This is a genomic window from Streptomyces sp. NPDC048659 (genome assembly GCF_040650575.1).
Classification (GTDB): Bacteria; Actinomycetota; Actinomycetes; order Streptomycetales; family Streptomycetaceae; genus Streptomyces.
This window is the reverse complement of sequence record NZ_JBEZHM010000023.1, coordinates 25,431-45,815: the sequence shown is the minus strand read 5'-3', so window position 1 is coordinate 45,815 and position 20,385 is coordinate 25,431. Positions and strand designations below refer to the sequence as shown.

Here is a 20,385-nt window from a genome sequence, read left to right as displayed (position 1 = left end):
CATGAGCGCCCCCACCACACCAGGCCCCGTACCGGCCCAGGCCACCGCGCCCGGACCCGTGCCCGGGGCCGTCTCCCTCGACCTCTCCGGGCGCACCGCGCTCGTCACCGGAGCCGCCGGCGGCATCGGCCGGGCCTGCGCGCTGCGGCTCGCCGCCGCCGGGGCCCGGGTCAGAGCCGTCGACCGGGCCGCCGAAGGACTCGACGCGCTGGCGGACGCCGCCCGGGGCCTGCCCGGGACGCTCGAACCACACCTCCTCGACCTCACCGACCTCGCCGCCGCCGAAGCCGCGGCGGACGGCGCCGACATCCTCGTGAACAACGCCGGACTCCAGCTCGTCCGCCCCATCGAGGAGTTCCCCCCGGACGTCTTCCACACCGTCCTCACCGTGATGCTGGAGGCACCGTTCCGGCTGATCAGGGGCGCGCTGCCGGGCATGTACGCGCGCGGCTGGGGCCGGATCGTGAACGTCTCCTCCGTCCACGGGCTGCGCGCCTCGCCCTTCAAGTCCGCCTACGTCGCCGCCAAGCACGGGCTGGAGGGCCTGTCCAAGACCGCCGCCCTCGAAGGCGCCCCGCACGGCGTCACCTCCAACTGCGTCAACCCCGGCTACGTCCGCACCCCGCTCGTCGAGCGCCAGATCGCCGACCAGGCCGCCGCCCACGGCATCCCCGCCGAACGGGTCGTCGCCGACGTGCTCCTGAAGGACTCCGCCCTCAAGCGGCTCATCGAACCCGAGGAGGTCGCCGAGGCCGTGCTCTACCTCTGCGCCCCGCAGGCGTCGTTCGTCACCGGCACCTCGCTGGTCCTGGACGGGGGCTGGACCGCCCACTGAACGCCGCCCGCGCCGGGCGCCGGTCGTCCACAGGCGGCCCCGCGCAGTTGTCCACAGGGCTGGTGCGAGCCCCCGTACGGCAGGTATCCCTGTGACCATGACCCACGAACAGGCCGTCTACCTGGAGCTCCTCGCCCGCGGCGCCGCCACCGAGGCGTACGACCGGCCCGCGCTGCTCGCCCGAGCGAGCGGCGCGGGCCCCGAGGAGCTGGCCCGGCTCGACCAGGCCAAGCAGCTCGCGCTGCGCGTCCGGGCCGAGCTGGAGGGCCGGCGGCGCCGCGAGGCCGAGCTGTCCGCGCTCTTCGAGACCGCCAACGACCTCGCGGGCCTGCGCGACCTCGACGACGTGCTGCGCGCCATCGTCCAGCGCGCCCGCTCCCTCCTCGGCACCGAGGTCGCCTACCTCAGCCTCAACGACCCGGCGCGCGGCGACACCTACATGCGGGTCACCGAGGGCTCCGTCTCGGCCCGCTTCCAGCAGCTCCGGCTCGGCATGGGCGAGGGGCTCGGCGGACTCGTCGCCCAGACCGCCCGGCCCTACGTCACCGAGGACTACTTCCACGACGCCCGGTTCCAGCACACCGAGCCCATCGACGGCGCCGTCGGCGACGAGGGCCTGGTCGCGATCCTCGGCGTGCCCCTCACCCTCGGCAGCCAGGTCATCGGCGTCCTCTTCGCCGCCGACCGCAGGGCCAGGGTCTTCGAGCGCGGGCAGGTCGCCCTGCTCGGCTCCTTCGCCGCCCACGCCGCCGTCGCCATCGACACCGCCCACCTGCTCGCCGAGACCCGCTCCGCCCTCGCCGAGCTGGAGCGGGCCAACGACATCATCCGCGAGCACAGCGGCGTCATCGAGCGGGCCTCCGAGGTCCACGACCGGCTCACCGAGCTCGTCCTGCGCGGCGGCGGGGTGCACGACGTGGCCGCCGCCGTCTCCGAAGTCCTCGGCGGGGCCGTCGAGTTCACCGAGGAGCCGCCGGGGCCCGGCCGGATCGCCGAGGGCCACGCGACCCGCGCGGGCGACGACTGGATCGCCGCCGTCTCCGCCGGAGGCGAGAGCTTCGGCGCCCTCGTCCTGCGCGACAGCCCCGACATCGACCCCGTCGACCTGCGCACCCTGGAGCGGGCCGCCCTCGTCACCTCGCTGCTGCTGCTCGCCCGGCGCTCCGCGGGCGAGGCCGAGCAGCGGCTCCGGGGCGACCTCCTCGACGACCTCCTCGACGCCCCCGACCGCGACCGGCGGCTGCTGCGCGAGCGGGCCGCCCGGCTGCGCACCGACAGCGACGCGCCCCACGTGGTGCTCGCCGCCCGCATCGACCGGGCCGGCGCCGGGGCCGAGCCGGACCCCGGCGGGCGGGAGAGCGCCGACCGCCAGCGGCTGCGCTCGGCCGCCTCGCACCTGGCCGCCACCCGGCACGGCCTGGCCTCCGCCCGGGACGGCGGCACGGTCCTGCTGCTGCCCCTCGGCCCCGGCGAGACCGCCGCCGAGCTCGCCCGGCGGGCCGCGAGACAGCTCGGCGGCGCCCTCCACGAGCCGGTCACCGTCGGCGCCTCCGCCCCGCTCACCGCCCCGCTCGCCCACCCCGAGCGGGTCGCCCCGGCGTACGAGGAGGCCCGTCGCTGCGTGGACGCGCTGCGGCTGCTGCGCCGCCAGGGCGAGGGCGCCGCCGCCGAGGACCTCGGCTTCCTCGGCCTGCTGCTCGCCGACAGCCGCGACATCGAGGGCTTCGTGGAGCGCACCATCGGGCAGGTCGTCGGCTACGACCGGCGCCGGGGCACCGAGCTGGTGCGCACCATGGAGGCGTACTTCGCGTGCGGGATGAGCCCGGCCCGTACGAAGGACGAGCTTCACGTGCACGTGAACACCGTGGCCCAGCGGATCGAGCGGATCGGCCGGCTGCTCGGCCCCGACTGGCAGAGCCCGGCCCGCGCCCTGGAGATACAGCTGGCCCTGCGGCTGCACGCCCTCGCGGGGGCCGTCATACGCTGACCGACCCGCGCCCGGAGCCGCTCACCGCGTGCCGGGCCGGGTCGCGCCGGGGCACGGCCCGGGTGGTGACCGTGTGCATCAGCCACTCCAGCGGCCCGCGGCGCAGCCGACGGCGCCAGAGCACCGAGGCGGCGAGGGCGAGGACCGTGAAGACCAGGAAGGCCAGCGCCGACCGGCCGCCGGGCAGGCCGGGGCCCGCCGTCGCCACGGGCAGCGCCTTCAGGACCAGGAAGTGGCCCACGTACCAGGTCAGCGCCATGCCGCCGAAGGCGGCCAGCGGGCGGAGCAGCACCCGCCAGGGCTGCCGGTCCAGCAGGATCAGCAGCCCGCCGAGGAGCGCGGCGATGAGCCCGAGCATCATCACGCCCTCGGTGACGCTGAGCACCTTCTCGGCCGGTCCCGGGTGCCCGAGCGTCACGAGCTGCTGCCAGGGCACCAGCGGCGGCGGGGGCGGCACATCGGACGGGAGGGCGGGCAGCGGCGGCTCCCGGTAGGCCCGTACGGCCGCCACGGCGCCCAGCGGGTACATGGCGAGCAGCCCGGCCAGCACGGCGGTCACGGCGGTGGCCGTCCCGGCGGCGAGCAGCCGCAGACGGGTCGCCCCGGAGCGCAGGTCAAGCCGCCCCAGCGCCAGCCCCAGGACGAGGAACGGCAGGACGGACACGGTGTCCTGGGAGCCGCCGCCGAGGCCGAAGAGCACGTTCTGCGCGGTCGGCCACCAGTCGGCCGGGTGCGCGAGGAGGGCGAAGCCGTGGTGCAGTTCCAGGAACACGGGATCCATCGGGTCGGGGACGAAGCCCCAGCCGCCCGCCCGTTCGGCGGCGACCTTGAAGACCGGCGCCGCCACGGCGAGCACCCCGGCGAGCCCGAGCAGGACCGGCACCCGCAGCCGGGCCAGCGGCAGCAGGAGCAGCAGCCACAGCGCGTAGAAATGCAGGATCTGCACATCGCCGAAGCCGAACGAGCCGAGCGCGAGCCCGCACAGCAGGAGCAGCCCGGACCGGACCAGGACCCTGCGGGTGTCGGTGCGCCGGTCGGGGCCGGTGCGGGGGCGGTGGCCGCCGGTCATCAGGGCGAGCGAGACACCGGCGAGCAGGAAGAAGACCTCCCGCGAGCGGGTGCCGAGCAGCCCGTTGATCCACAGCAGCGTGGCGTCTGGCGGTGTGCCGGGAGCGGCGGGGGAGAGCCAGCCGGTCAGGACGAAGTGGGCCCAGACCATGCCGAGGACGGCGAGCGCCCGCAGCACGTCGACACCGAGCAGACGGGTACCCGGCCGCACGGGCGCCGGGGGAGGAACGGAATGCACGAGACTCCTTCGGAAAGGGAGGAGAGGGAAAGGGGGGGCAGGGAACGGGGGGGCAGGGAACGGGGGATCGGGGGAAGGGGGATGGGCGGTCGTTCGGGTGGGCTCAGCCGGCCTTCGGGAAGCTGAAGGAATAGCCCTGTTCCTCGAACCACGGCAGCAACTGCTCCAGCGCCTCCATCGTCTGCGCGCGATTCCCGCCGCCGTCGTGCAGCAGCACCGTCGGGCCCTTGGCGAGCTGGCTCTTGACGGCCCGTACGATCCGCTCGGTGCCGGGCCGTTCGTAATCGCTGGGATCGACGTTCCAGCCGAGATTGCGCATTCCCTCCGAGGCGGCGATCCGCCGGCTCTCCGGGGTGAAGGCGCCGCCGGGGGCGCGGTAGTACCAGATGCGTTCGCCGCCCGAGGCGGTGTCGATCATGGCCTTGGCGTCCAGGATCTCCTTGCGCTGGTAGTCGACCGGCTTCTTGTCCATGGCCGTGTCGTGGCTGATCGAGTGGTCGCACAGCCGGTGGCCGGCGGCGACGACCTTCTTGACCAGGTCGGGGTGGGCGGCGGCGTTCGGGCCGGTCATGCAGAACACGGCCTTGGCCTTGTGCTTCGCCAGCAGCTCCAGCGCCTTGGGGGTCCAGCGCGGGTCGGGGCCGTCGTCCAGGGTCAGGTTGACCGTCTTCCCCCCGTCCTCGGAGTCGCGGACGATCGCCATGTCCACCGTCGGCTCGGGCAGCCCGTCCAGCTCGCCCGGCGCCTCGGGACCGGCCGGGGCGTACGCCCCGCCGGGCTGGGCGGACCGGGTGTCCGGCGCCTTCGCGGCGCCCGTGTCCCGGCCCGGCAGCAGCGCGACCGCCGCCAGCGCCGCCCCGGCGAGCGCCACCGCGGCGAGGAGCCGGGTGCGGTCGCGGCCGAACCGCGCCGTCATCGTCTTCGTCGTCGGCTTCTTCGGGCATTCGGTTTCTTCGTTCATGCCCTCGACGCAAACACGCCGGAATGCCGGGGAAAGCGGCCGTCATCGTTTGCTCACACGACGCGAAAGGGTTCGTCATCCGCGTCGAGCACACTGTTCAAGAATTCCGGTCCCTTTCGGGTGCACGATGGGCCCGGAAAGATCGCGGACAGGAAAGCGGAGCCACCGGAGCCATGACACGAGTCCTGCTGATCGAGGACGATCCCGCCGTACGGAAGGGGGTCACCCTCGCGCTGCGCCGCCGCGGCCACGAGATCGAGACCGCCGCCAGCGGCGAGACCGGACTGCTCGCCCTGGAACGCGCGCAGCCCGAGCTGGTCCTGCTCGACCTGATGCTGCCGGGCATGAGCGGCCTGGAGGTGTGCCGGCGGATCCGGGAGACCCGGCAGATCCCGATCATCATCCTGTCCGCGCGCGGCGACGACATCGACATGGTCGTCGGGCTGGAGGCCGGGGCCGACGACTACGTGGTCAAGCCGGCCAGCGGCGAGGTCCTGGAGGCCCGGATGCGGGCCGTGCTGCGCCGGGTCGTCGCGCAGCCGCCGGGCGGGCCCGACGGCACGCCCGCCGGGAGCGGCGGCGGCCCGGCCGGCGGCCCGGAGACGCACGGCGCGCTGACCGTCGACCGGGCCGCGCTGCTGGTCGCCAAGGACGGCGCCGACCTCGTGCTCGCCCCCTCCGAACTGAAGCTGCTCCTCTTCCTCAGCGCCACCCCCGGCCAGGTCTTCAGCCGCCAGCAGCTCCTCGAACAGGTCTGGGAGCACAGCTTCTACGGCGACGCCCGGCTCGTCGACGCCTGCGTGATGCGGCTGCGCGCCAAGGTCGAGGACGACCCGCGCCACCCGGTGTACGTGCAGACCGTGCGCGGCTTCGGCTACCGGTTCGGGCCGCTGTGAGCCCCGCCGACGCCGTGGGCTCCCCAGACGCCGAGAACCCTGACGGGGCGGGCTCCCCTGACGCGGTGGTCCCGCCTGACGCGGCAGGCTCCCGCGACGCGGCGGGCCCCGGCACCGCCGACGCCGCCCGCCCCGACAGCCGCCCCGGCCGTCGCCCCCGGCACCGGCCGGGGCTGCGGTCCCGGCTCGTCATCGCCTTCCTCGCGGTGTCCGCCCTCAGCGCCCTGATCACCGCCCTGCTCACCTTCCGGCAGGCCCGCGCCGCCATCCTCGACCGCGCCCAGGAGACCGCCGTGCGCGACCTGCGCGCCCAGGCCGGTTCGCTCGCCCCCGACGTACCCCTCCCGCCCACCACCCAGGACCTGCGCAACGTCGTCCTCCAGCTCGACCGGGCGGGCGCCTCGCGCGGCTGGCACGCCCAGGCCGCCTACCGCGCCGGGCCGCCGGTCGCGGGGCAGCCGGACGCCCCGGAGCTCCCGGCGGGACTGCGGGCCGCGGTGGACGCCCGAGGCGAGGCGGTCTACCAGCGGTACGAGCGCTACGGGCGGCCCTGGCTCGCGGTCGGGATGCCCGTACTGTTCGCCCCCGGCCCCGCCGGTGGCGCCGGCGACCCGTCCGGGCTCGCCGTCTACACCTCCTTCGCGCTCGACGAGCAGCGCGCCGACATCGCGGCGCTGGTCACCGCCGCGCAGGCGGGCGCGGTGCCCGCCCTCGTGCTCGCCGTCGTCCCGGCGCTGCTCGCCGCCCGCCGGGTGCTGCGCCCGGTGCGCGAGCTGCGCGGGGCCGCCGAGCGGATCGCCCGCGGCGCCCTCGACACCCGCCTCGACGCCGTCGGCGGCGACGAACTGGCCGATCTGGGCCGCACCTTCAACACCATGGCCGCCGCCCTCCAGCGGGACGACGCCGAACTGCGGCGGCTGGAGGCGGGCGCCCGCCGCTTCGCCGCCGACGTCTCCCACGAACTGCGCACCCCGCTCGCCGCGATGAGCGCGGTCACCGAGGTCCTCGACGAGGACGCCGCCTCCGGGCGGCTCGACCCCGACACCGCGGAGGCGGTCCTGCTCATCAGCGACGAGACCCGCAAACTGGCCCGGATGGTCGAGGACCTGATGGAGATCTCCCGCTTCGACGCGGGCGCCGCGGCCCTCCACCCCGACGAGGTGGACCTCGCCGAGGCCGTCCGCAAGACCGTCCAGCTGCGCGGCTGGACACCAGGCCAGGTCACCGTCGACGTGCCCGAGGGGCTGCGGGCGGTGCTCGACCCCCGGCGGCTGGACGTGGTCCTCGCCAACCTGGTCGGCAACGCCCTGCGGCACGGCGGCGTCCCCGTCGTCGTACGCGCCCGGACCTCCCGCGACGGCGAACGGCTCGTCATCGAGGTCGCCGACCACGGGCCCGGCATCCCCGAGGACGTGCTGCCGCAGGTCTTCGACCGCTTCTACAAGGCGGACTCGGCCCGCGCCCGCTCCGAGGGCAGCGGCCTCGGGCTGGCCATCGCCCGCGAGAACGTCCGCCTTCACGGCGGCACCCTCACGGCCGCCAACGCGCCCGAGGGCGGCGCGGTGTTCACGGTGACCCTGCCCCTGCGCGGCACGGAGGACCCGACATGAGCCGCCGCCGTGCCCGGACGGGCCCCGGGCCGCGCCGCCGCGCCCCCGGGCTCCGCCGACTCCTCGCCCCCCGCGCCCCCGGGCTCCGCCGACTCCTCGCCCCCCGCGCGCTGTTCGGGCTGCTCGGCCCGCTCGCCGTGCTGCTCAGCGGCTGCGGCGTCCCGACGACCGGGCCGGAGCCGGCCGGGGCGCCCGCCGTCGGCGCCAACCGGCCCGGCACCGCGAGCCGGGACGCGCGGCTGCTGTTCGTCGGGCCCTACGGGCTGCGCTACGCGGCCCGGACCGCGAGCACGCCGGTCGGCCCGCAGGAGGCCGTCGACCTGCTCCTGGAAGGGCCCACCGCGGCCGAGCGGGAGCGGGGCCTGGTCACCCTCGTGCCGCCGATGAAGGGCGAGGTCACCGCAGTCCGGACCACCCCCGACACGGTGGACCTGCACCTTCCGGTCGCCGTCCAGCGCCTGGAGCAGGCCGCCGTGAGCCAGCTCGCCTGCACCGCGGCCAAGGCCGCCGACCTCGACCAGACCAAGGTCCTGGTCCGGGTCCACGAACCGGACACGGCCGGCACCTGGGACCTGCGCTGCGACGCCTCCGGCAGCGCCTACCCCGCGGAGGCGCCGGCCCCCACCGCGTAATGTCATGGCTGCGCCAGGACCGCACCACCAGGAGGTCTCTCCATGACCGCACGCCCCGACGCGCTCCCGCTCACCGGCATCACCGTCGTCAGCCTCGAACAGGCCGTCGCCGCGCCCTTCGCGACCCGTCAGCTGGCCGACCTCGGGGCCAGGGTGATCAAGGTCGAGCGGCCCGGCGAGGGGGACTTCGCCCGCCGCTACGACACCACCGTGCACGGCGAGTCGAGCTACTTCGTGTGGCTCAACCGCTCCAAGGAGTCCCTCACCCTCGACCTGAAGAGCGAGGCGGGCCGCGAGGTCCTGGAACGCCTGCTGGCCGGCGCCGACGTCTTCGTGCAGAACCTCGCGCCCGGCGCCGCCGAGCGCCTGGGCCTCGGCGCGCGGGCGCTCGCCGAACGCTTCCCCTCCCTCATCGCCTGCACGGTCTCCGGCTACGGCACCACCGGCCCCTGGGCCGACCGCAAGGCGTACGACCTGCTCGTCCAGTGCCAGACGGGGCTCGTCTCGCTCACCGGAAACGAGCACGGCGCCGCCCGCGCCGGGGTGTCCGTCGCCGACATCGCCGCCGGGATGTACGCCTACAGCGGCATCCTGACCGCCCTGTTCACCCGCGCCACCACCGGCGTCGCGCGCGCGGTCGAGGTCTCGCTCTTCGAGGCGCTGGCCGAATGGATGGGCCAGCCCGCCTACTACACCCGCTACGGCGGCACCCAGCCCCCGCGCGTCGGCACCCGGCACGCCACCATCGCCCCCTACGGCGCCTTCACCGCCGCCGACGGCAAGGACGTGCTCTTCTCCGTGCAGAACGAGCGCGAATGGGCCGCCCTGTGCGAGCGGTTCCTCGGCCGCCCGGAGCTCGTCGACGACCCCCGGTTCGCCACCGGCGCGCTGCGGGTCGCCCACCGCGAGCCCCTCGACGCCCTCGTCGCCGCCCGGTTCGCCGAACTCGACGCGGCGACGGCGGGCGGCCTCCTCGACGAGGCGGGTGTCGCCAACGCCGGGGTCAACGACATCGCCGCCTTCCTCGACCACCCCGTGCTCGCCGCCCGGGACCGCTGGCGCGACGTGCCCCTGCCCGGTGGCGACCTGGTGCCCGCGCTGCTCCCGCCGGCCGATCTCGACGGCGTCGAGGCCCGGATGGGGGCCGTGCCGGGTGTCGGCGAGCACACCGAGCCGATCCTGACGGAGCTCGGCTACGGGGCCGACGCCATCGCCCGGCTGCGGACCGCCCGTGCCGTCTGACGGCCCGGACGTCACCCTCGTCCACGCCTGCCTCCGCGACGGCATGGGCGGGAGCCCCACCGCCGTCGTCCTGGAGACGGGCCATCAGGTGGGCGACGCGGGCGGTACGGGCGATGCAGGCGGTACGGGCAGTACAGGCGGCCCCGGCGACACGGGCGGCATGGACGACGAGGCCCGTCGCCTGTTGCCCGCCCGGCACGGCGCCTCGCACGCCGTGTACGTCCGGCAGGTCCCCGGCTCCGGCCCCGAACCCGTCTTCCGCGTCCGCTACTTCACCGAGGCGGGCGAGCTGCCCGGCTGCGGCCACGGCACCGTCGCCGCCCTCGTGCTGCTCGCCTCGCGCGCCGCCCCCGGCCGGCCCTACCGCGCCACCCTGCGCACCGCGCACGGCACCCTCACCGGCCGCGCCCGCGCCGAAGGCGACCGGGGCACCGGCCTGTTCGACCCCGGGCCCGTCACCCTGCGCCCGCCCACCGCCGCCGAACGCGCCCTGATCCCGGCCGCCCTCGGCCTCGGGCCCGGCGAGAGCGGGCCGGACGCGCGGGTGGCCGGTGTCGGCCGGGAGCGGATCCTGGTGCCCGTCGCCTCCCGCGCCGCCCTCGCCGCGCTCACGCCCGACCTGGACCGGCTGCGGGAGCTCTGCGACCGGTTCGGCCTCCTCGGCGCCTACGTCCACTCCCCGCCGGAGCCCTCGGGCGCCCTCGCCGCCCGCCTGTTCGCGCCTTCCATCGGCGTCCCGGAGGACATCGCCAACGCCAACGGCACCGCCTGCCTCGCCGCCCACCTGGCCGGGCGCGGACTCGGGGACATCGCCGTCGACATGGGCGACGCGCTCGGCCGCCCCGCCCGGATCACGGCCACCGTCCTCGACGGCCCGGGCCCCGGCCCCCGGATCGTCGTCGGCGGCACCGCGCTCGTCATCGGGGGCGTACGGGCGCGCGTACTCACACCCCCCGGTAGAGGGCGGTGAGCAGTTCGACCACGGCCGGGGCGGCGGGATGCGGGTCGTCCCGCCACCAGGCCAGCCGCACCGCGACCGGCTCGGCGTCCCGCACCGGGCGGTAGACCACCCCCGGGCGGCGGTACTGGTCCGCCGTCGCCTCCGCGCTCATCCCGATCCGGCGGCCGGTGGAGATCGCCGTGAGCCAGTCGTCCACGTCGTACGTCTCCTCCGTCGCGGGCCGCGAGTCCGGCGGCCACAGCTCCGGCGTCGTGGTGCCGGTCCGCCGGTCGATCAGCAGCGTGTGACCGCTGAGGTCGGCCAGCCGCACCGAACGCCGCCGGGCCAGCGGATCGTCCGCCGCCATCACGCACAGCCGCCGCTCAAGCCCCACGATCGCCGCGTCGAAGCGCCGGTCCTCCAGCGGGCGGCGCAGCACCGCGAGGTCGCAGGAGCCCTCCGCGAGCCCCGCCGTCGCCGTGTTCACCCGCACCAGGTGGAGCTCGGTCCCCGGGTGCGCCGCCGCCCACCGGCGCTGGAAGGCCGGGGTGTGCCGGCCGAGGGCGGACCAGGCGTAGCCGACGCGGAGCACCCGCTGCCCGGACGCGGCCTCCCGGACCAGCTCGTCCGCCTCCGCGAGCACCCGGCGGGCGTGCGCCAGCACTCGTATCCCGTGCGCCGTGGGTGTCACCGAGCGCGAGGTGCGGCGCAACAGGCGGACGCCGAGGACCCGTTCGAGCGACGCCAGGGTGCGGGAGACGGCGGCCTGCGAGACGCCGAGCGCGAAGGCCGCGTCGGTGAAGGTGCCCTCGTCGACGATCGCGACCAGGCAGCGGAGCTGCCGCAGCTCCAGGCCCGCACCGCCCGTGCCGCCCGCACCACCCGTGCCTCCCGCACCACCCGTATCCCCGCCGGCGCCGACCGCATCCATGATCCCAGCGTATAGATCTGACGCGATCATGCATTTTGCGCAAGGACGCCGGGCGCGGACCATCGCCTCATGTCCTCCGCTCCTGCCGCCGAAGCCGCGTCGGCGTTCCCCACCGGGCCCGGCTCCCGCACCTCCGCCGCCGGTGTCGCCGCCATGCTCGGCAGCGGCCTGTCGAACCAGATCGGCGCCGCGACCGGCTCCCTCGCCTTCCCCGTCCTCGGGCCCGTCGGCGTCGTCGCGGTCCGCCAGTACGTGGCCGCCGCCGTGCTGCTGGCCGTCGGACGGCCCGCGCTGCGCGGCTTCACCCGGCACCAGTGGCGGCCGGTGGTGCTGCTCGCGGTCGTCTTCGGCACCATGAACCTGTCCCTCTACACCGCGATCGACCGGGTCGGCCTCGGCCTCGGCGTGACCCTGGAGTTCCTCGGCCCGCTCGCCATCGCGCTGGCCGCCACCCGCCGCCGGATCGACGCGGTCTGCGCCGTCGTGGCGGCGGCTGGTGTCGTCGCCCTGATGCGCCCGCAGCCCACCACCGACTACGTCGGGATGGCGGCCGGGCTGCTCGGGGCGGTGTGCTGGGCCTCGTACATCCTGCTCAACCGCACGGTCGGCCGCCGGATCCCCGGCGCCCAGGGGAGCGCGGCGGCGGCGCTGCTGTCGGCCGTGACGTTCCTGCCGGTCGGGCTGTACGTGGTGCTGCGCCACCCGCCCACGGTCGCCTCGCTCGGCTACGCGGTCGCCGCCGGGGTCCTCGCCTCGGCCGTGCCGTATCTGGTGGACCTCTTCACCCTGCGGCACGTGCCGCCCGCCGCGTTCGGGCTCTTCATGAGCGTCAACCCGGTCCTCGCGGCGCTGGTCGGCTGGATCGGCCTCGGCCAGGGCCTGGGCTGGATCGACGGGGCGGCCATCGGGGCGGTGGTGGGGGCGAACGTGCTGAGCCTGGCCACTTCGGGGCGCGGTGGGGGTGCCTGACGGGGGGGGCGGGCGGGTGGCGGGCGGGGCCGGACCGCCCGGGCCCGCTCCGTCTGGCGCCTGGCCGCTCGACGCCGCTCCGCTCGACGCCGGGCCGCCCGGCCCGGCTCCGTCCGGCCCCGCTCCGCCTGGCGCCGGGCCGCCCGCCGCCGGACCGCCTTCCTAGGCCGGCTCCGGGCCGGACGCCGGTCCCTCGCCCGGCTTCCCCCGGCCCGGCGGCCGTCCTCCGCCCGGCTCCGGGCCGTTCTCGGATCCCTCGGATCCGTCGGATCCGTCGGATCCGTCGGATCCCTCGACTCCCTCGGATCCCTCGCCGCCCTTGGACCCGACGCCGCCCTTGGATCCGGCGGATCCCTCAGCCCCCTCCGATCCCCCGCGCGCATCCCGAAGCGCCGTGTGGACCGACCACACCACCGACACCAGCGGCACCGCCACCACCGCGCCCAGGATGCCCGCCGCGATCGAGCCCGCCACCACCGAGACGGCGACGACCAGGGGGTGCAGGCGGACCGCCCAGCTCATCACCAGGGGGTGCAGGAGGTGGCCCTCGATCTGGCCGATGATCACGATCAGGGCGATCACCACCGCCGCGATCCACGGGCCCTTCGTCGCCAGGGCCACCACCGCCGCGACCGCGAGCGCCACCGGTGAGCCGATCAGCGGGATGAACGCGGCGCCGAACTCCAGCAGGGCCAGCGGCACCGCCAGCGGTACGCCGAGGAGCCACAGGGCGATCCCGACCAGGACCGCGTTGGTCGCCGCCACCAGCACGATCCCGTGGGTGTAGCCGGTGAACGTGCGCCAGGCGGCCCGCCCGCCGATGCCCACCCGGCCGCGCGCGGACTGCGGCAACTGCTCCCGGAACCACTCCCAGTGCCGGTCGCCCGAGTGGATGAAGAACACCGAGCAGAACAGCGCCAGCGCCAGCGTGGTCAGCACCGCCACCACCTGGTGCGCCCCGCTCACCGCCTGGCTGACCAGGGCGGAGCGGTGGCTGGACAGGAAGTCGCCGATCTTGGACTGGACGTCCGTGAGCGCCTGCGGGTTCAGCCGCAGCGGCGGCCGTCGCAGCCAGCGCTCGATCCGCTCGACGCCGTCCCGGAACTCCCGCACCAGCGACGAGCTCTCGCCCGCGACCGCCTCGCCGACCAGCGCCAGCACGCCCAGGACCAGCGCGATCCCGCCGAGCAGGGTCACCGCCACGGCGAGCCCGCGGGGCAGCCGCCGCGCGAGGAGATCGGCGACCGGGCGCAGCAGGGCGGTGACCACCAGGCCGAGGAAGACCGCCACCGCGACCTCGTGGAAGCGCCCGAGCAGGGCGAACAGGAGGTAGACGAGCGCGCCGACGACCAGCAGCCGCCACGCGTAGGCGGCGGCCGTGCGGAGGAACGGGGCGACCGTGGGCGGTGCGGCTGGCTGCATGACCGACGACGTACCACCCGGACGGGGCCGCGCCACGGCATGGGGGCCAGGTTCCCCCGACCGGGTCGGACCGGGGCCCGCCCGATCGGCGGGCGGGCGGGCCCCGGCGGCGAGGGGGCGGGAGCGGTCAGCTCCCGCCGGCGCGGGCGGGGCGGTGACCGGTGGCCGTCGCGAAGACCCAGCGGTTGACCGCGAGGGCGTCGTCCGGCTCCGGGCGGGGCCCGCGTCCGTGCAGGGCGGTGAACTCGTACGGGCCGCGCACCCGCACCCGCCAGCCCCGGCGGGCGAGTTCCCCGGCGGAGTCGGGCCGGGGGCGGGTGTCGAAGAGGGCGATCAGGTCGATGCCGAGCCGCTCCCGGGCCGCCGTGTACACGGGGTTGCGGCGCACGGCGGCCGTCTCGGCGATCTCCTTGATCTCGTACGCGAGGGTGCTGCCGGGCGCGCTCAGCCGGTCCACGGTGGCGATGAGCCGCCGTTCGGCCTCGGCGGGCAGATAGAGCAGCAGCCCCTCGGCGAGCCAGGCGGTGGGCAGGCCGGGCGAGAAGCCGTTCGAGAGCAGGGCCCGCTCCCAGTCCTCCCGCAGGTCGACGGCGAGCGGACGGCGGTCCGCCGTCGGGGCGGCGCCGTGGCGGTCGAGCACCTGCCGCTTGAACTCCAGCACCCCGGCCGTGTCGAGCTCGTGGACGGCGGCGCCGGGCGGCCAGGGGAGCCGGTACGCGCGGGAGTCCAGGCCCGCGCCGAGCAGCACCACCTGGCGTGCCCCGGCGCGCGCGGAGGCGAGCAGGTGGTCGTCGAGGACGCGGGTGCGCAGGCCGAAGTAGCGGCCGAGGCGGCCCCAGAGCGGGTCGGCGGTCCCGCCGGGCACCTGGTCGGGGCGGACCGGCCAGTCGGCCGAGACGGGCGCGGCGCGCACGAAGTGCTCGGCGAGCGGGTCCCGGGCGAGGCTGTCGGGGCGGTGGGTCTCGATGGCGCGGGCCGCCGCCACGAGGAGCGCGGTGCGGCCCACGCCCGCCGAGACCCCGCCGCCCGGCCCCGCGACGCCGATGCCGTCGGCGTCGGCGTCGGGGCGGTCGGTGGGCCGGTCGGCGGACCGGGCCGTGGCGGTCATCCGGCCGCCGCCCGCTCGGCCTCGGCTCCGGCTGCGGTCCCGGCTACGGGCAGGACCCCGCCCCCGTCCAGGGGTGTGCCCCCGCCCCCGCCCAAAGGCGCGCTCCAGGCACCCGCGTCGTCCGCGGTCGTGGTCCGGGCGCCGTAGACGGCCCGCATGAAGCGGAGCACGGAGTCGTACGGCAGGTGGAGCGAGGTGGTGCACTCGGTCAGGACGGTGAGGTGGAGGCCCTTCTGGAAGGCCGTGCGGGCGGTGGAGTCCACGCACACGTCCGCGAACAGCCCGGCGAGCACGAGGTGCCCGACACCCCGGGCGGCCAGGTGCCCGGCGAAGCCCTCGGCGAGGAAGGCGTCGAAGCAGGCCCGCTTGGTGAAGACGCGCTCCCCGGGCGCCGGGGCGACGCCGGTGAACTCGGCGCCGTACGAGCCCTCCAGGCACTTGGGCTCCTTGCCGAGCCGCAGGTCGCGGGAGCGCCAGCTCTCCCCCTGGAAGGCGGGGTCGCCGAGGAAGCGCACGAAGACGACCTCCACGCCCCGCCGCCGGGCCGCCTCCACCGCCCGTACGGTGCCGGTGACGGCGGCGTCCAGGGCGGCGGGGGAGCCGCGGAAGCGGGCCCGGGCCACCGGGGTGGCGCAGAAGTCGTTCTGGAGGTCCACGACGACCAGCGCCGTGCCCGTGGGGGCCGTCACGGCTCACCGACCAGGGCGGCGGGCCGGGGCGTGCCGACAGCGTCGAGCAGCGCGTCGACGACGCCGGTGGTGGTGTGCCGGCCGCCGAGGTCGGGCGTGCCGACACCCCGCTCTTCCAGCGCGGCGAGGGCCCGTTCGACCTCAGCGACGGCGCCGGGTACGCCGCAGTGCCGCTCGGCGACGAGGGCCGCGGCCCGGACCGTGGCCACCGGGTTGACGAGGTCGCGCCCGGCGAGGTCGTCGGCCGAGCCGTGCACGGTCTGGTACTCGACGAGGCCGGCCGCCCCGGGGTCGAGGCAGACGTTCTCCGTGCACCGGTTCTCCTGCCGGGCCGAGCCGAACCGGTCGAGCAGCATGACGTGCATGATGTCGGCCCACTCGTTCCCGGCGATGAGCAGGGTGCGCCCGGGCAGCCCGTGGGCCAGCAGGTTGCGGTTGACGGTGTCGGGCTGGAAGACCTCGATCCGCACCCCGAGGCGCTCGGCGAGTTCGCTTACCCACGTGTCGAAGGCGCCGTCGAGGAGGTGGAACTTGTACGCCATGACGATCCGTCCGGCCTCCCCGTCCGGCCACTCCCGGCGGGCCCGCTCCAGGGCGTACCGGACGACCGCCTCGGTGACGTCCCGGCTGAACGTCAGGGTGCGGACCACCTCGCCCGGGGTGTGCCGGTTCTCGCCGGTGTAGAAGCCCTGGGCCTGGTCGCGGACGAGCAGCAGGTCGCTCGTCCCCTCGCCCAGCAGGTCCACCTTGACGGCCCGCAGCCTGCGCCGGACCAGGTACAGGGACTGGGCGTTGACCGCGGTGCGGAAGACGGCCGGGGTGCCGGCCGCGGCCAGTTCGCGGCAGAAGCGCTCGTAGTGGTCGGCGTCCTCGGCCGTCAGCTCGCGGATGCGCTCGACGTCGTGCCCGTCGCGGAGGGAGACGTACGAGTGGTAGACGCGCGGGGAGCGTTCGATCCGGACGCCGTGCGGGAGCGCGGCGGTGAGGGCGCGGAGGACGCGCTCGAAGACCTCGGCGAGTTCGGCGCCGGTGCCCCGGCCGACCGCGAGGCCGACCGTGGGGGCGGTCGCCGGGGCGGCGGGCATCAGCGGTCCGAGGCGTCGGTCAGGCGGTCGCCGGGGATGCCGGACTTCTCGGGCCGGTAGTAGTCCCGGATGCCGTCGGCCCAGGTGGCGACGGGGATGCGGTCGCCCTCGACGGGCTCGAAGGCGTCGAACAGGGCCTCGATGTTGGCCTCGTCGAAGCCGATGGCGGTCATCAGGGCGAGGAACTCGGGCCGGTCGACGAAGCCGTCGCCGTCCGGGTCGCCCATGTCGGCGAGCGCCTCGGCGAACTCGTCGACGGTGGAGTCGAAGCGCTCCGGGGAGAGCACGACGGCCTGGAACTCCTCGAAGCTGACCCGTCCGTCCCCGTCGGTGTCCAGCTCGGTCTCCAGCGTCTTCCAGTAGCGCTGGAAGGCGTCGAGCAGCCGCGCGGTGGCGGCGTCGCCCGCCGCCGGGACCGCCGCGACGGTGCGGCTGCCCATCAGGTCGAAGTCCTCGGGCTCGATGTGCCCGTTCCCGTCGGCGTCGAAGAGCTCGAAGACGACGCGTACGCGGTCGAGGGCATGGGGGGTGGTCATGCGGATACGCCTCTGTTCCGGGTGTCGGGGGGAGTGCGCGCCGGGCGCACCCCGGCGGCCGGCCCATTCTCCGGGCGCCCCCGGGGCGTATTCGGTGCAGGAACGTCCCTGCACACCCGGATGAGTGGAATCGTCCGCCGGATGCGTGAGCCGTCACCCGAAAGGGAAAGCGGCCCGCTCCGTACGGGCGCCCCCGCGCGCCGGGCGGCGCTCAGCGCGCTCCCGGCGCGTCCCCGACCAGCACGACCTCCAGGGTGCGCGGGCCGTGCACCCCCTCCACCCGGTCCAGCTCGATGTCGCTGGTCGCCGACGGGCCCGAGATCCAGGTCAGCGGGCGGACCGGGTCCAGCCGCTCCAGCGCCAGCGGCACCGAGGCCACCACCTGGTCCGGGACCCGCACCACGCAGACGTGGTGGTCGGGGACGAGGGTGACGCGGCGCCGCCCCTGGCCCGCGGAGCCGTCCAGCACCAGCGTCCCGGTCTCCGCGATCGCCAGGGCGCAGCCGGTGACCACGCTGTCCACCCGGTCCAGCTCCGCCGGGGTGCTCTCCGCCCGGTCCGCGACCCGCCGGGCGCCGCTCGCCGCGAGCCACCCCGGGTCGAGGCCGTCCGGGACCAGCACCGTCCGGGCGCCCCGCGCCGCCAGCAGCCCCGCGATCAGCGCGGGCAGCGCGTCGGCGGAGCAGCGGTGGACCAGCGCCCGGTAGTCGGCCAGGTTCGCCGCGAGCAGCTCCGCCGTCCGCGCGGGGTCCAGCTCGCCGTGCCGCCGCAGATAGCCGCGCCCGACGGCCTCCTCGTACGGTACGGAGTCCTCCGGAAGCCCCGCGAGCGCCCGCCGCACCCGGCCCAGGACACGCTCCCTGCCGCTCACTCCGCCTCCTCCTCCCCGGCCCGCTCGGGGCCGCTTCCGGTCCGGCCGTCGCCGGTCCGCTCGGGGCGGCCGTTCTCGATCCGGCCGCCCTCGGTCCGTTCCCACCAGTCCCGGAACGGTTCCGGCGGCACGGCCGGGAGCTCCCGCGACTCGGTCCAGGCGCGGCCGGGGCCCGGCAGTGTGCGTGGATGCAGTCGCCGGGTGCGGGCCGCGAGCCGCTGGCCGGTGCGCAGCACGCCAGGCCGGTCGAACGCCCAGCGCGCCGCGCGCATCGCCGCCCGTTCGGCGGCGTGCCCCTTCGCCGGGCGGAGCACGACCTTGTTCCCCTCGCGGACCGCCGGGCCGCCCTGGACGACCCGTTCGCGCAGGTGGACCAGGACCTCGGGGATGTCGATGGCGACCGGGCAGACCTCGTAACAGGCCCCGCACAGCGAGGAGGCGAAGGGCAGCGAGGCGTCCACGGCGCTGCCCGTACCGCGCAGCTGGGGGCTGAGGATCGCGCCGATCGGCCCCGGATAGACCGAACCGTACGCGTGGCCGCCCGCCCGCTCGTACACCGGGCAGACGTTGAGGCAGGCCGAGCAGCGGATGCAGCGCAGCGCCTGCCGGCCCACCTCGTCGGCGAGGGTGTCGGTGCGCCCGTTGTCGAGCAGCACCAGATGGAAGGTCCGGGGGCCGTCGTCGCCCGCCGTGCCGGTCCACATCGAGGTGTACGGGTTCATCCGCTCGGCGGTCGAGGAGCGCGGCAGCGTCTGGAGGAAGACCTCCAGGTCCCGCCAGGTCGGGATGGTCTTCTCGATGCCGACGACGGAGATCAGCGTCTCCGGCAGGGTCAGGCACATCCGGCCGTTGCCTTCAGACTCGACGACGACCAGGGTGCCGGTCTCCGCGACCATGAAGTTGGCGCCCGACACGCCGACCTTGGCCCGCAGGAACTTCTCCCGCAGGTGCAGCCGGGCGGCCTCGGCCAGCTCGGCGGGGGAGTCGCCGAGCCCCGCCGGGGCCGGGCGGCCCCATTCCTTCATCTCGGAGCGGAACGTATCCCGGATCTCGGCCCGGTTGCGGTGGATCGCGGGCACCAGGATGTGCGAGGGCCGGTCCCGGCCCAACTGCACGATGAGCTCCGCGAGATCCGTCTCGTAGGCGCGGATCCCCGCCGCCTCCAGGGCCTCGTTGAGGCCGATCTCCTGGGTGGCCATCGACTTGACCTTGACGACCTCCGTCTCGCCCGTCGCCAGCACCAGCTCCGTGACGATCCGGTTGGCCTCCGCCGCGTCCGCCGCCCAGTGGACCGTGCCGCCCGCGGCGGTCACCGCCGCCTCCAACCGCTCCAGATAGCGGTCCAGATGGCGCAGGGTGTGGTCCTTGATCCGCCGCCCCGCCTCGCGCAGCTCCGCCCAGTCGGAGACCTCCGCGACGGCGGCGGCCCGCTTGGCCCGGATGGTGTGGGTGGCGTGCCGCAGATTGCCGCGCAGCCGCTCGTCGCGCACGGCCTCGCGGGCCGCCTCGGGGAACGCCGGCATCCCGACGAACGTGCCGCTCATGCCAGGGGCTCCGCTTCCGTGCTCGCCAGGATCTCCGCCAGGTGGACCGGCCGGAGGCGCGTCCGCAGCCGGGCCGCCGTCCCGCCCAGGTGCGTCAGACAGGAGTTGTCGCCCGCGCACAGCACCTCGGCGCCGGTGGACTCGGCGGCGCGCACCTTGTCCGCGCCCATCGCGGCCGACACGTCCGGGTTCTTCAGCGCGAAGGTCCCGCCGAAGCCGCAGCACTCCTCCGCGCCCGGCAACTCCCGCAGGTCGATGCCCCGCACCGCCCGCAGCAGCCGCAGCGGGCGGTCGCCGAGCCCGAGGCCGCGCGCCCCGTGACAGGTGGGGTGGTAGGTGACCCGGTGCGGGTACCAGGCGCCGACGTCCGTCACCCCCAGCACGTCCACCAGGAACTCCGTCAGCTCGTACGTCCTCGGCACCACCGGCGCCAGCGTCGCCGCCAGCGCGCCGCCACGCCCCTCCGCGCGGGCCCGCTCGCCCAGCCGCGGGTACAGCTCGCGCACCATCGCCCCGCAGGAGCCGGAGGGGGTCACGATCGCCTCGTAGCCGCCGAAGACCTCGGCGAAGCGCCGGGCGAGCGGCTCGGTCTCGTGGCGGTACCCGGAGTTGTAGTGGGCCTGCCCGCAACAGGTCTGCCCGGCCGGGAAGTCGACGTCCACGCCGAGCCGGGTCAGGAGCCGCACCACGGCCCGGCCGGTGTCCGGATAGAGCGTGTCGTTGACACAGGTCAGGAACAGGGCGACACGCATCGCGGCTCCTTCGGCTTCGGCGAGGTCGGGCGGACCCGGCGGGCGGACCCGTCGGCCGGAAGGCGGTTC

At 76.0% G+C, this 20,385-nt stretch carries 19 protein-coding genes; 8 read left to right on the top strand and 11 right to left on the bottom strand.

The genetic code is table 11. The features are described 5' to 3' along the window. Nucleotide 1 precedes the first annotated feature (1 nt). Entirely contained in the window at nt 2-835 is an 834-nt protein-coding gene (locus AB0C99_RS19260) for a 3-hydroxybutyrate dehydrogenase (protein WP_362476344.1), read from the top strand. 97 nt (nt 836-932) lie between these two features. Next, entirely contained in the window at nt 933-2,822 is a 1,890-nt protein-coding gene (locus AB0C99_RS19255; protein WP_362476342.1) for a GAF domain-containing protein, read from the top strand. Here AB0C99_RS19255 and AB0C99_RS19250 read toward each other — a convergent pair. Then, nucleotides 2,812-4,128, bottom strand: a complete 1,317-nt coding sequence (locus AB0C99_RS19250; protein ID WP_362476340.1) for a DUF418 domain-containing protein — start codon at nt 4,126-4,128, stop codon at nt 2,812-2,814. The genes AB0C99_RS19255 and AB0C99_RS19250 overlap by 11 nt on opposite strands. 103 nt (nt 4,129-4,231) lie before the next feature. Continuing rightward, complete coding sequence (locus tag AB0C99_RS19245; protein WP_362476338.1) at nt 4,232-5,089, bottom strand: polysaccharide deacetylase family protein; 858 nt, start codon at nt 5,087-5,089, stop codon at nt 4,232-4,234. Nucleotides 5,090-5,262: 173 nt separating this feature from the next. Between AB0C99_RS19245 and AB0C99_RS19240 the strand changes: the two genes are divergently transcribed. From AB0C99_RS19240 to AB0C99_RS19220, 5 genes are all read left to right on the top strand, one after another. Next, the gene (locus AB0C99_RS19240) at nt 5,263-5,985 is read left to right on the top strand and encodes a response regulator transcription factor (RefSeq protein WP_362476336.1); all 723 of its coding nucleotides are present in this window, start codon (nt 5,263-5,265) and stop codon (nt 5,983-5,985) included. A gap of 173 nt (nt 5,986-6,158) precedes the next feature. After that, complete coding sequence (locus tag AB0C99_RS19235; RefSeq protein WP_362476469.1) at nt 6,159-7,595, top strand: ATP-binding protein; 1,437 nt, start codon at nt 6,159-6,161, stop codon at nt 7,593-7,595. Beyond that, nucleotides 7,592-8,227, top strand: coding sequence for a hypothetical protein (locus AB0C99_RS19230; RefSeq protein WP_362476334.1), 636 nt, complete (start codon nt 7,592-7,594; stop codon nt 8,225-8,227). The genes AB0C99_RS19235 and AB0C99_RS19230 overlap by 4 nt, the downstream gene beginning before the upstream one ends. A gap of 42 nt (nt 8,228-8,269) precedes the next feature. Beyond that, nucleotides 8,270-9,469 (top strand): CaiB/BaiF CoA-transferase family protein, encoded by a 1,200-nt coding sequence (locus tag AB0C99_RS19225; RefSeq protein ID WP_362476333.1) that lies wholly within the window; start codon nt 8,270-8,272, stop codon nt 9,467-9,469. Next, the gene (locus AB0C99_RS19220; protein ID WP_362476331.1) at nt 9,459-10,439 is read left to right on the top strand and encodes a PhzF family phenazine biosynthesis protein; all 981 of its coding nucleotides are present in this window, start codon (nt 9,459-9,461) and stop codon (nt 10,437-10,439) included. Before AB0C99_RS19225 ends, AB0C99_RS19220 begins: the two co-directional genes overlap by 11 nt. On the opposite strand, the gene AB0C99_RS19215 is transcribed toward AB0C99_RS19220, so the two are convergent. Then, nucleotides 10,414-11,340, bottom strand: coding sequence for a LysR family transcriptional regulator (locus tag AB0C99_RS19215; RefSeq protein ID WP_362476330.1), 927 nt, complete (start codon nt 11,338-11,340; stop codon nt 10,414-10,416). The genes AB0C99_RS19220 and AB0C99_RS19215 overlap by 26 nt on opposite strands. Before the next feature lie 69 nt (nt 11,341-11,409). Between AB0C99_RS19215 and AB0C99_RS19210 the strand changes: the two genes are divergently transcribed. Then, nucleotides 11,410-12,309, top strand: coding sequence for an EamA family transporter (locus AB0C99_RS19210; protein WP_362476328.1), 900 nt, complete (start codon nt 11,410-11,412; stop codon nt 12,307-12,309). Nucleotides 12,310-12,471: 162 nt separating this feature from the next. On the opposite strand, the gene AB0C99_RS19205 is transcribed toward AB0C99_RS19210, so the two are convergent. From AB0C99_RS19205 to AB0C99_RS19170, 8 genes are all read right to left on the bottom strand, one after another. Continuing rightward, nucleotides 12,472-13,731 (bottom strand): AI-2E family transporter, encoded by a 1,260-nt coding sequence (locus AB0C99_RS19205; protein ID WP_362476326.1) that lies wholly within the window; start codon nt 13,729-13,731, stop codon nt 12,472-12,474. A gap of 127 nt (nt 13,732-13,858) precedes the next feature. Continuing rightward, nucleotides 13,859-14,839: an SAM-dependent methyltransferase gene (locus AB0C99_RS19200; protein WP_362476324.1), complete on the bottom strand. Its 981-nt coding sequence runs from the start codon at nt 14,837-14,839 to the stop codon at nt 13,859-13,861. Beyond that, nucleotides 14,836-15,528 (bottom strand): cysteine hydrolase, encoded by a 693-nt coding sequence (locus tag AB0C99_RS19195; RefSeq protein WP_362476322.1) that lies wholly within the window; start codon nt 15,526-15,528, stop codon nt 14,836-14,838. The genes AB0C99_RS19200 and AB0C99_RS19195 overlap by 4 nt, the downstream gene beginning before the upstream one ends. Beyond that, nucleotides 15,525-16,613, bottom strand: coding sequence for an isocitrate/isopropylmalate family dehydrogenase (locus AB0C99_RS19190; RefSeq protein ID WP_362476320.1), 1,089 nt, complete (start codon nt 16,611-16,613; stop codon nt 15,525-15,527). Before AB0C99_RS19190 ends, AB0C99_RS19195 begins: the two co-directional genes overlap by 4 nt. Further along, the gene (locus tag AB0C99_RS19185; protein ID WP_362476318.1) at nt 16,613-17,149 is read right to left on the bottom strand and encodes an EF-hand domain-containing protein; all 537 of its coding nucleotides are present in this window, start codon (nt 17,147-17,149) and stop codon (nt 16,613-16,615) included. Before AB0C99_RS19185 ends, AB0C99_RS19190 begins: the two co-directional genes overlap by 1 nt. Nucleotides 17,150-17,360: 211 nt before the next feature. Beyond that, complete coding sequence (locus AB0C99_RS19180) at nt 17,361-18,020, bottom strand: LUD domain-containing protein (RefSeq protein ID WP_362476316.1); 660 nt, start codon at nt 18,018-18,020, stop codon at nt 17,361-17,363. Next, nucleotides 18,017-19,564, bottom strand: a complete 1,548-nt coding sequence (locus AB0C99_RS19175) for a lactate utilization protein B (RefSeq protein ID WP_362476315.1) — start codon at nt 19,562-19,564, stop codon at nt 18,017-18,019. The genes AB0C99_RS19180 and AB0C99_RS19175 overlap by 4 nt, the downstream gene beginning before the upstream one ends. Continuing rightward, nucleotides 19,561-20,316: a (Fe-S)-binding protein gene (locus AB0C99_RS19170; protein WP_362476313.1), complete on the bottom strand. Its 756-nt coding sequence runs from the start codon at nt 20,314-20,316 to the stop codon at nt 19,561-19,563. Before AB0C99_RS19170 ends, AB0C99_RS19175 begins: the two co-directional genes overlap by 4 nt. Nucleotides 20,317-20,385: the final 69 nt, after the last annotated feature.

What these genes read in the sequence shown, in the direction of transcription:
- AB0C99_RS19260 (WP_362476344.1), top strand. Translation starts at nt 2, where the DNA reads ATGAGCGCCCCCACCACACCAGGCCCCGTACCGGCCCAGGCCACCGCG.
- AB0C99_RS19255 (WP_362476342.1), top strand. Translation starts at nt 933, where the DNA reads ATGACCCACGAACAGGCCGTCTACCTGGAGCTCCTCGCCCGCGGCGCC.
- AB0C99_RS19245 (WP_362476338.1), bottom strand. Translation starts at nt 5,089, where the DNA reads ATGAACGAAGAAACCGAATGCCCGAAGAAGCCGACGACGAAGACGATG.
- AB0C99_RS19240 (WP_362476336.1), top strand. Translation starts at nt 5,263, where the DNA reads ATGACACGAGTCCTGCTGATCGAGGACGATCCCGCCGTACGGAAGGGG.
- AB0C99_RS19230 (WP_362476334.1), top strand. Translation starts at nt 7,592, where the DNA reads ATGAGCCGCCGCCGTGCCCGGACGGGCCCCGGGCCGCGCCGCCGCGCC.
- AB0C99_RS19225 (WP_362476333.1), top strand. Translation starts at nt 8,270, where the DNA reads ATGACCGCACGCCCCGACGCGCTCCCGCTCACCGGCATCACCGTCGTC.
- AB0C99_RS19215 (WP_362476330.1), bottom strand. Translation starts at nt 11,340, where the DNA reads ATGGATGCGGTCGGCGCCGGCGGGGATACGGGTGGTGCGGGAGGCACG.
- AB0C99_RS19210 (WP_362476328.1), top strand. Translation starts at nt 11,410, where the DNA reads ATGTCCTCCGCTCCTGCCGCCGAAGCCGCGTCGGCGTTCCCCACCGGG.
- AB0C99_RS19205 (WP_362476326.1), bottom strand. Translation starts at nt 13,731, where the DNA reads ATGCAGCCAGCCGCACCGCCCACGGTCGCCCCGTTCCTCCGCACGGCC.
- AB0C99_RS19200 (WP_362476324.1), bottom strand. Translation starts at nt 14,839, where the DNA reads ATGACCGCCACGGCCCGGTCCGCCGACCGGCCCACCGACCGCCCCGAC.
- AB0C99_RS19190 (WP_362476320.1), bottom strand. Translation starts at nt 16,613, where the DNA reads ATGCCCGCCGCCCCGGCGACCGCCCCCACGGTCGGCCTCGCGGTCGGC.
- AB0C99_RS19185 (WP_362476318.1), bottom strand. Translation starts at nt 17,149, where the DNA reads ATGACCACCCCCCATGCCCTCGACCGCGTACGCGTCGTCTTCGAGCTC.
- AB0C99_RS19175 (WP_362476315.1), bottom strand. Translation starts at nt 19,564, where the DNA reads ATGAGCGGCACGTTCGTCGGGATGCCGGCGTTCCCCGAGGCGGCCCGC.
- AB0C99_RS19170 (WP_362476313.1), bottom strand. Translation starts at nt 20,316, where the DNA reads ATGCGTGTCGCCCTGTTCCTGACCTGTGTCAACGACACGCTCTATCCG.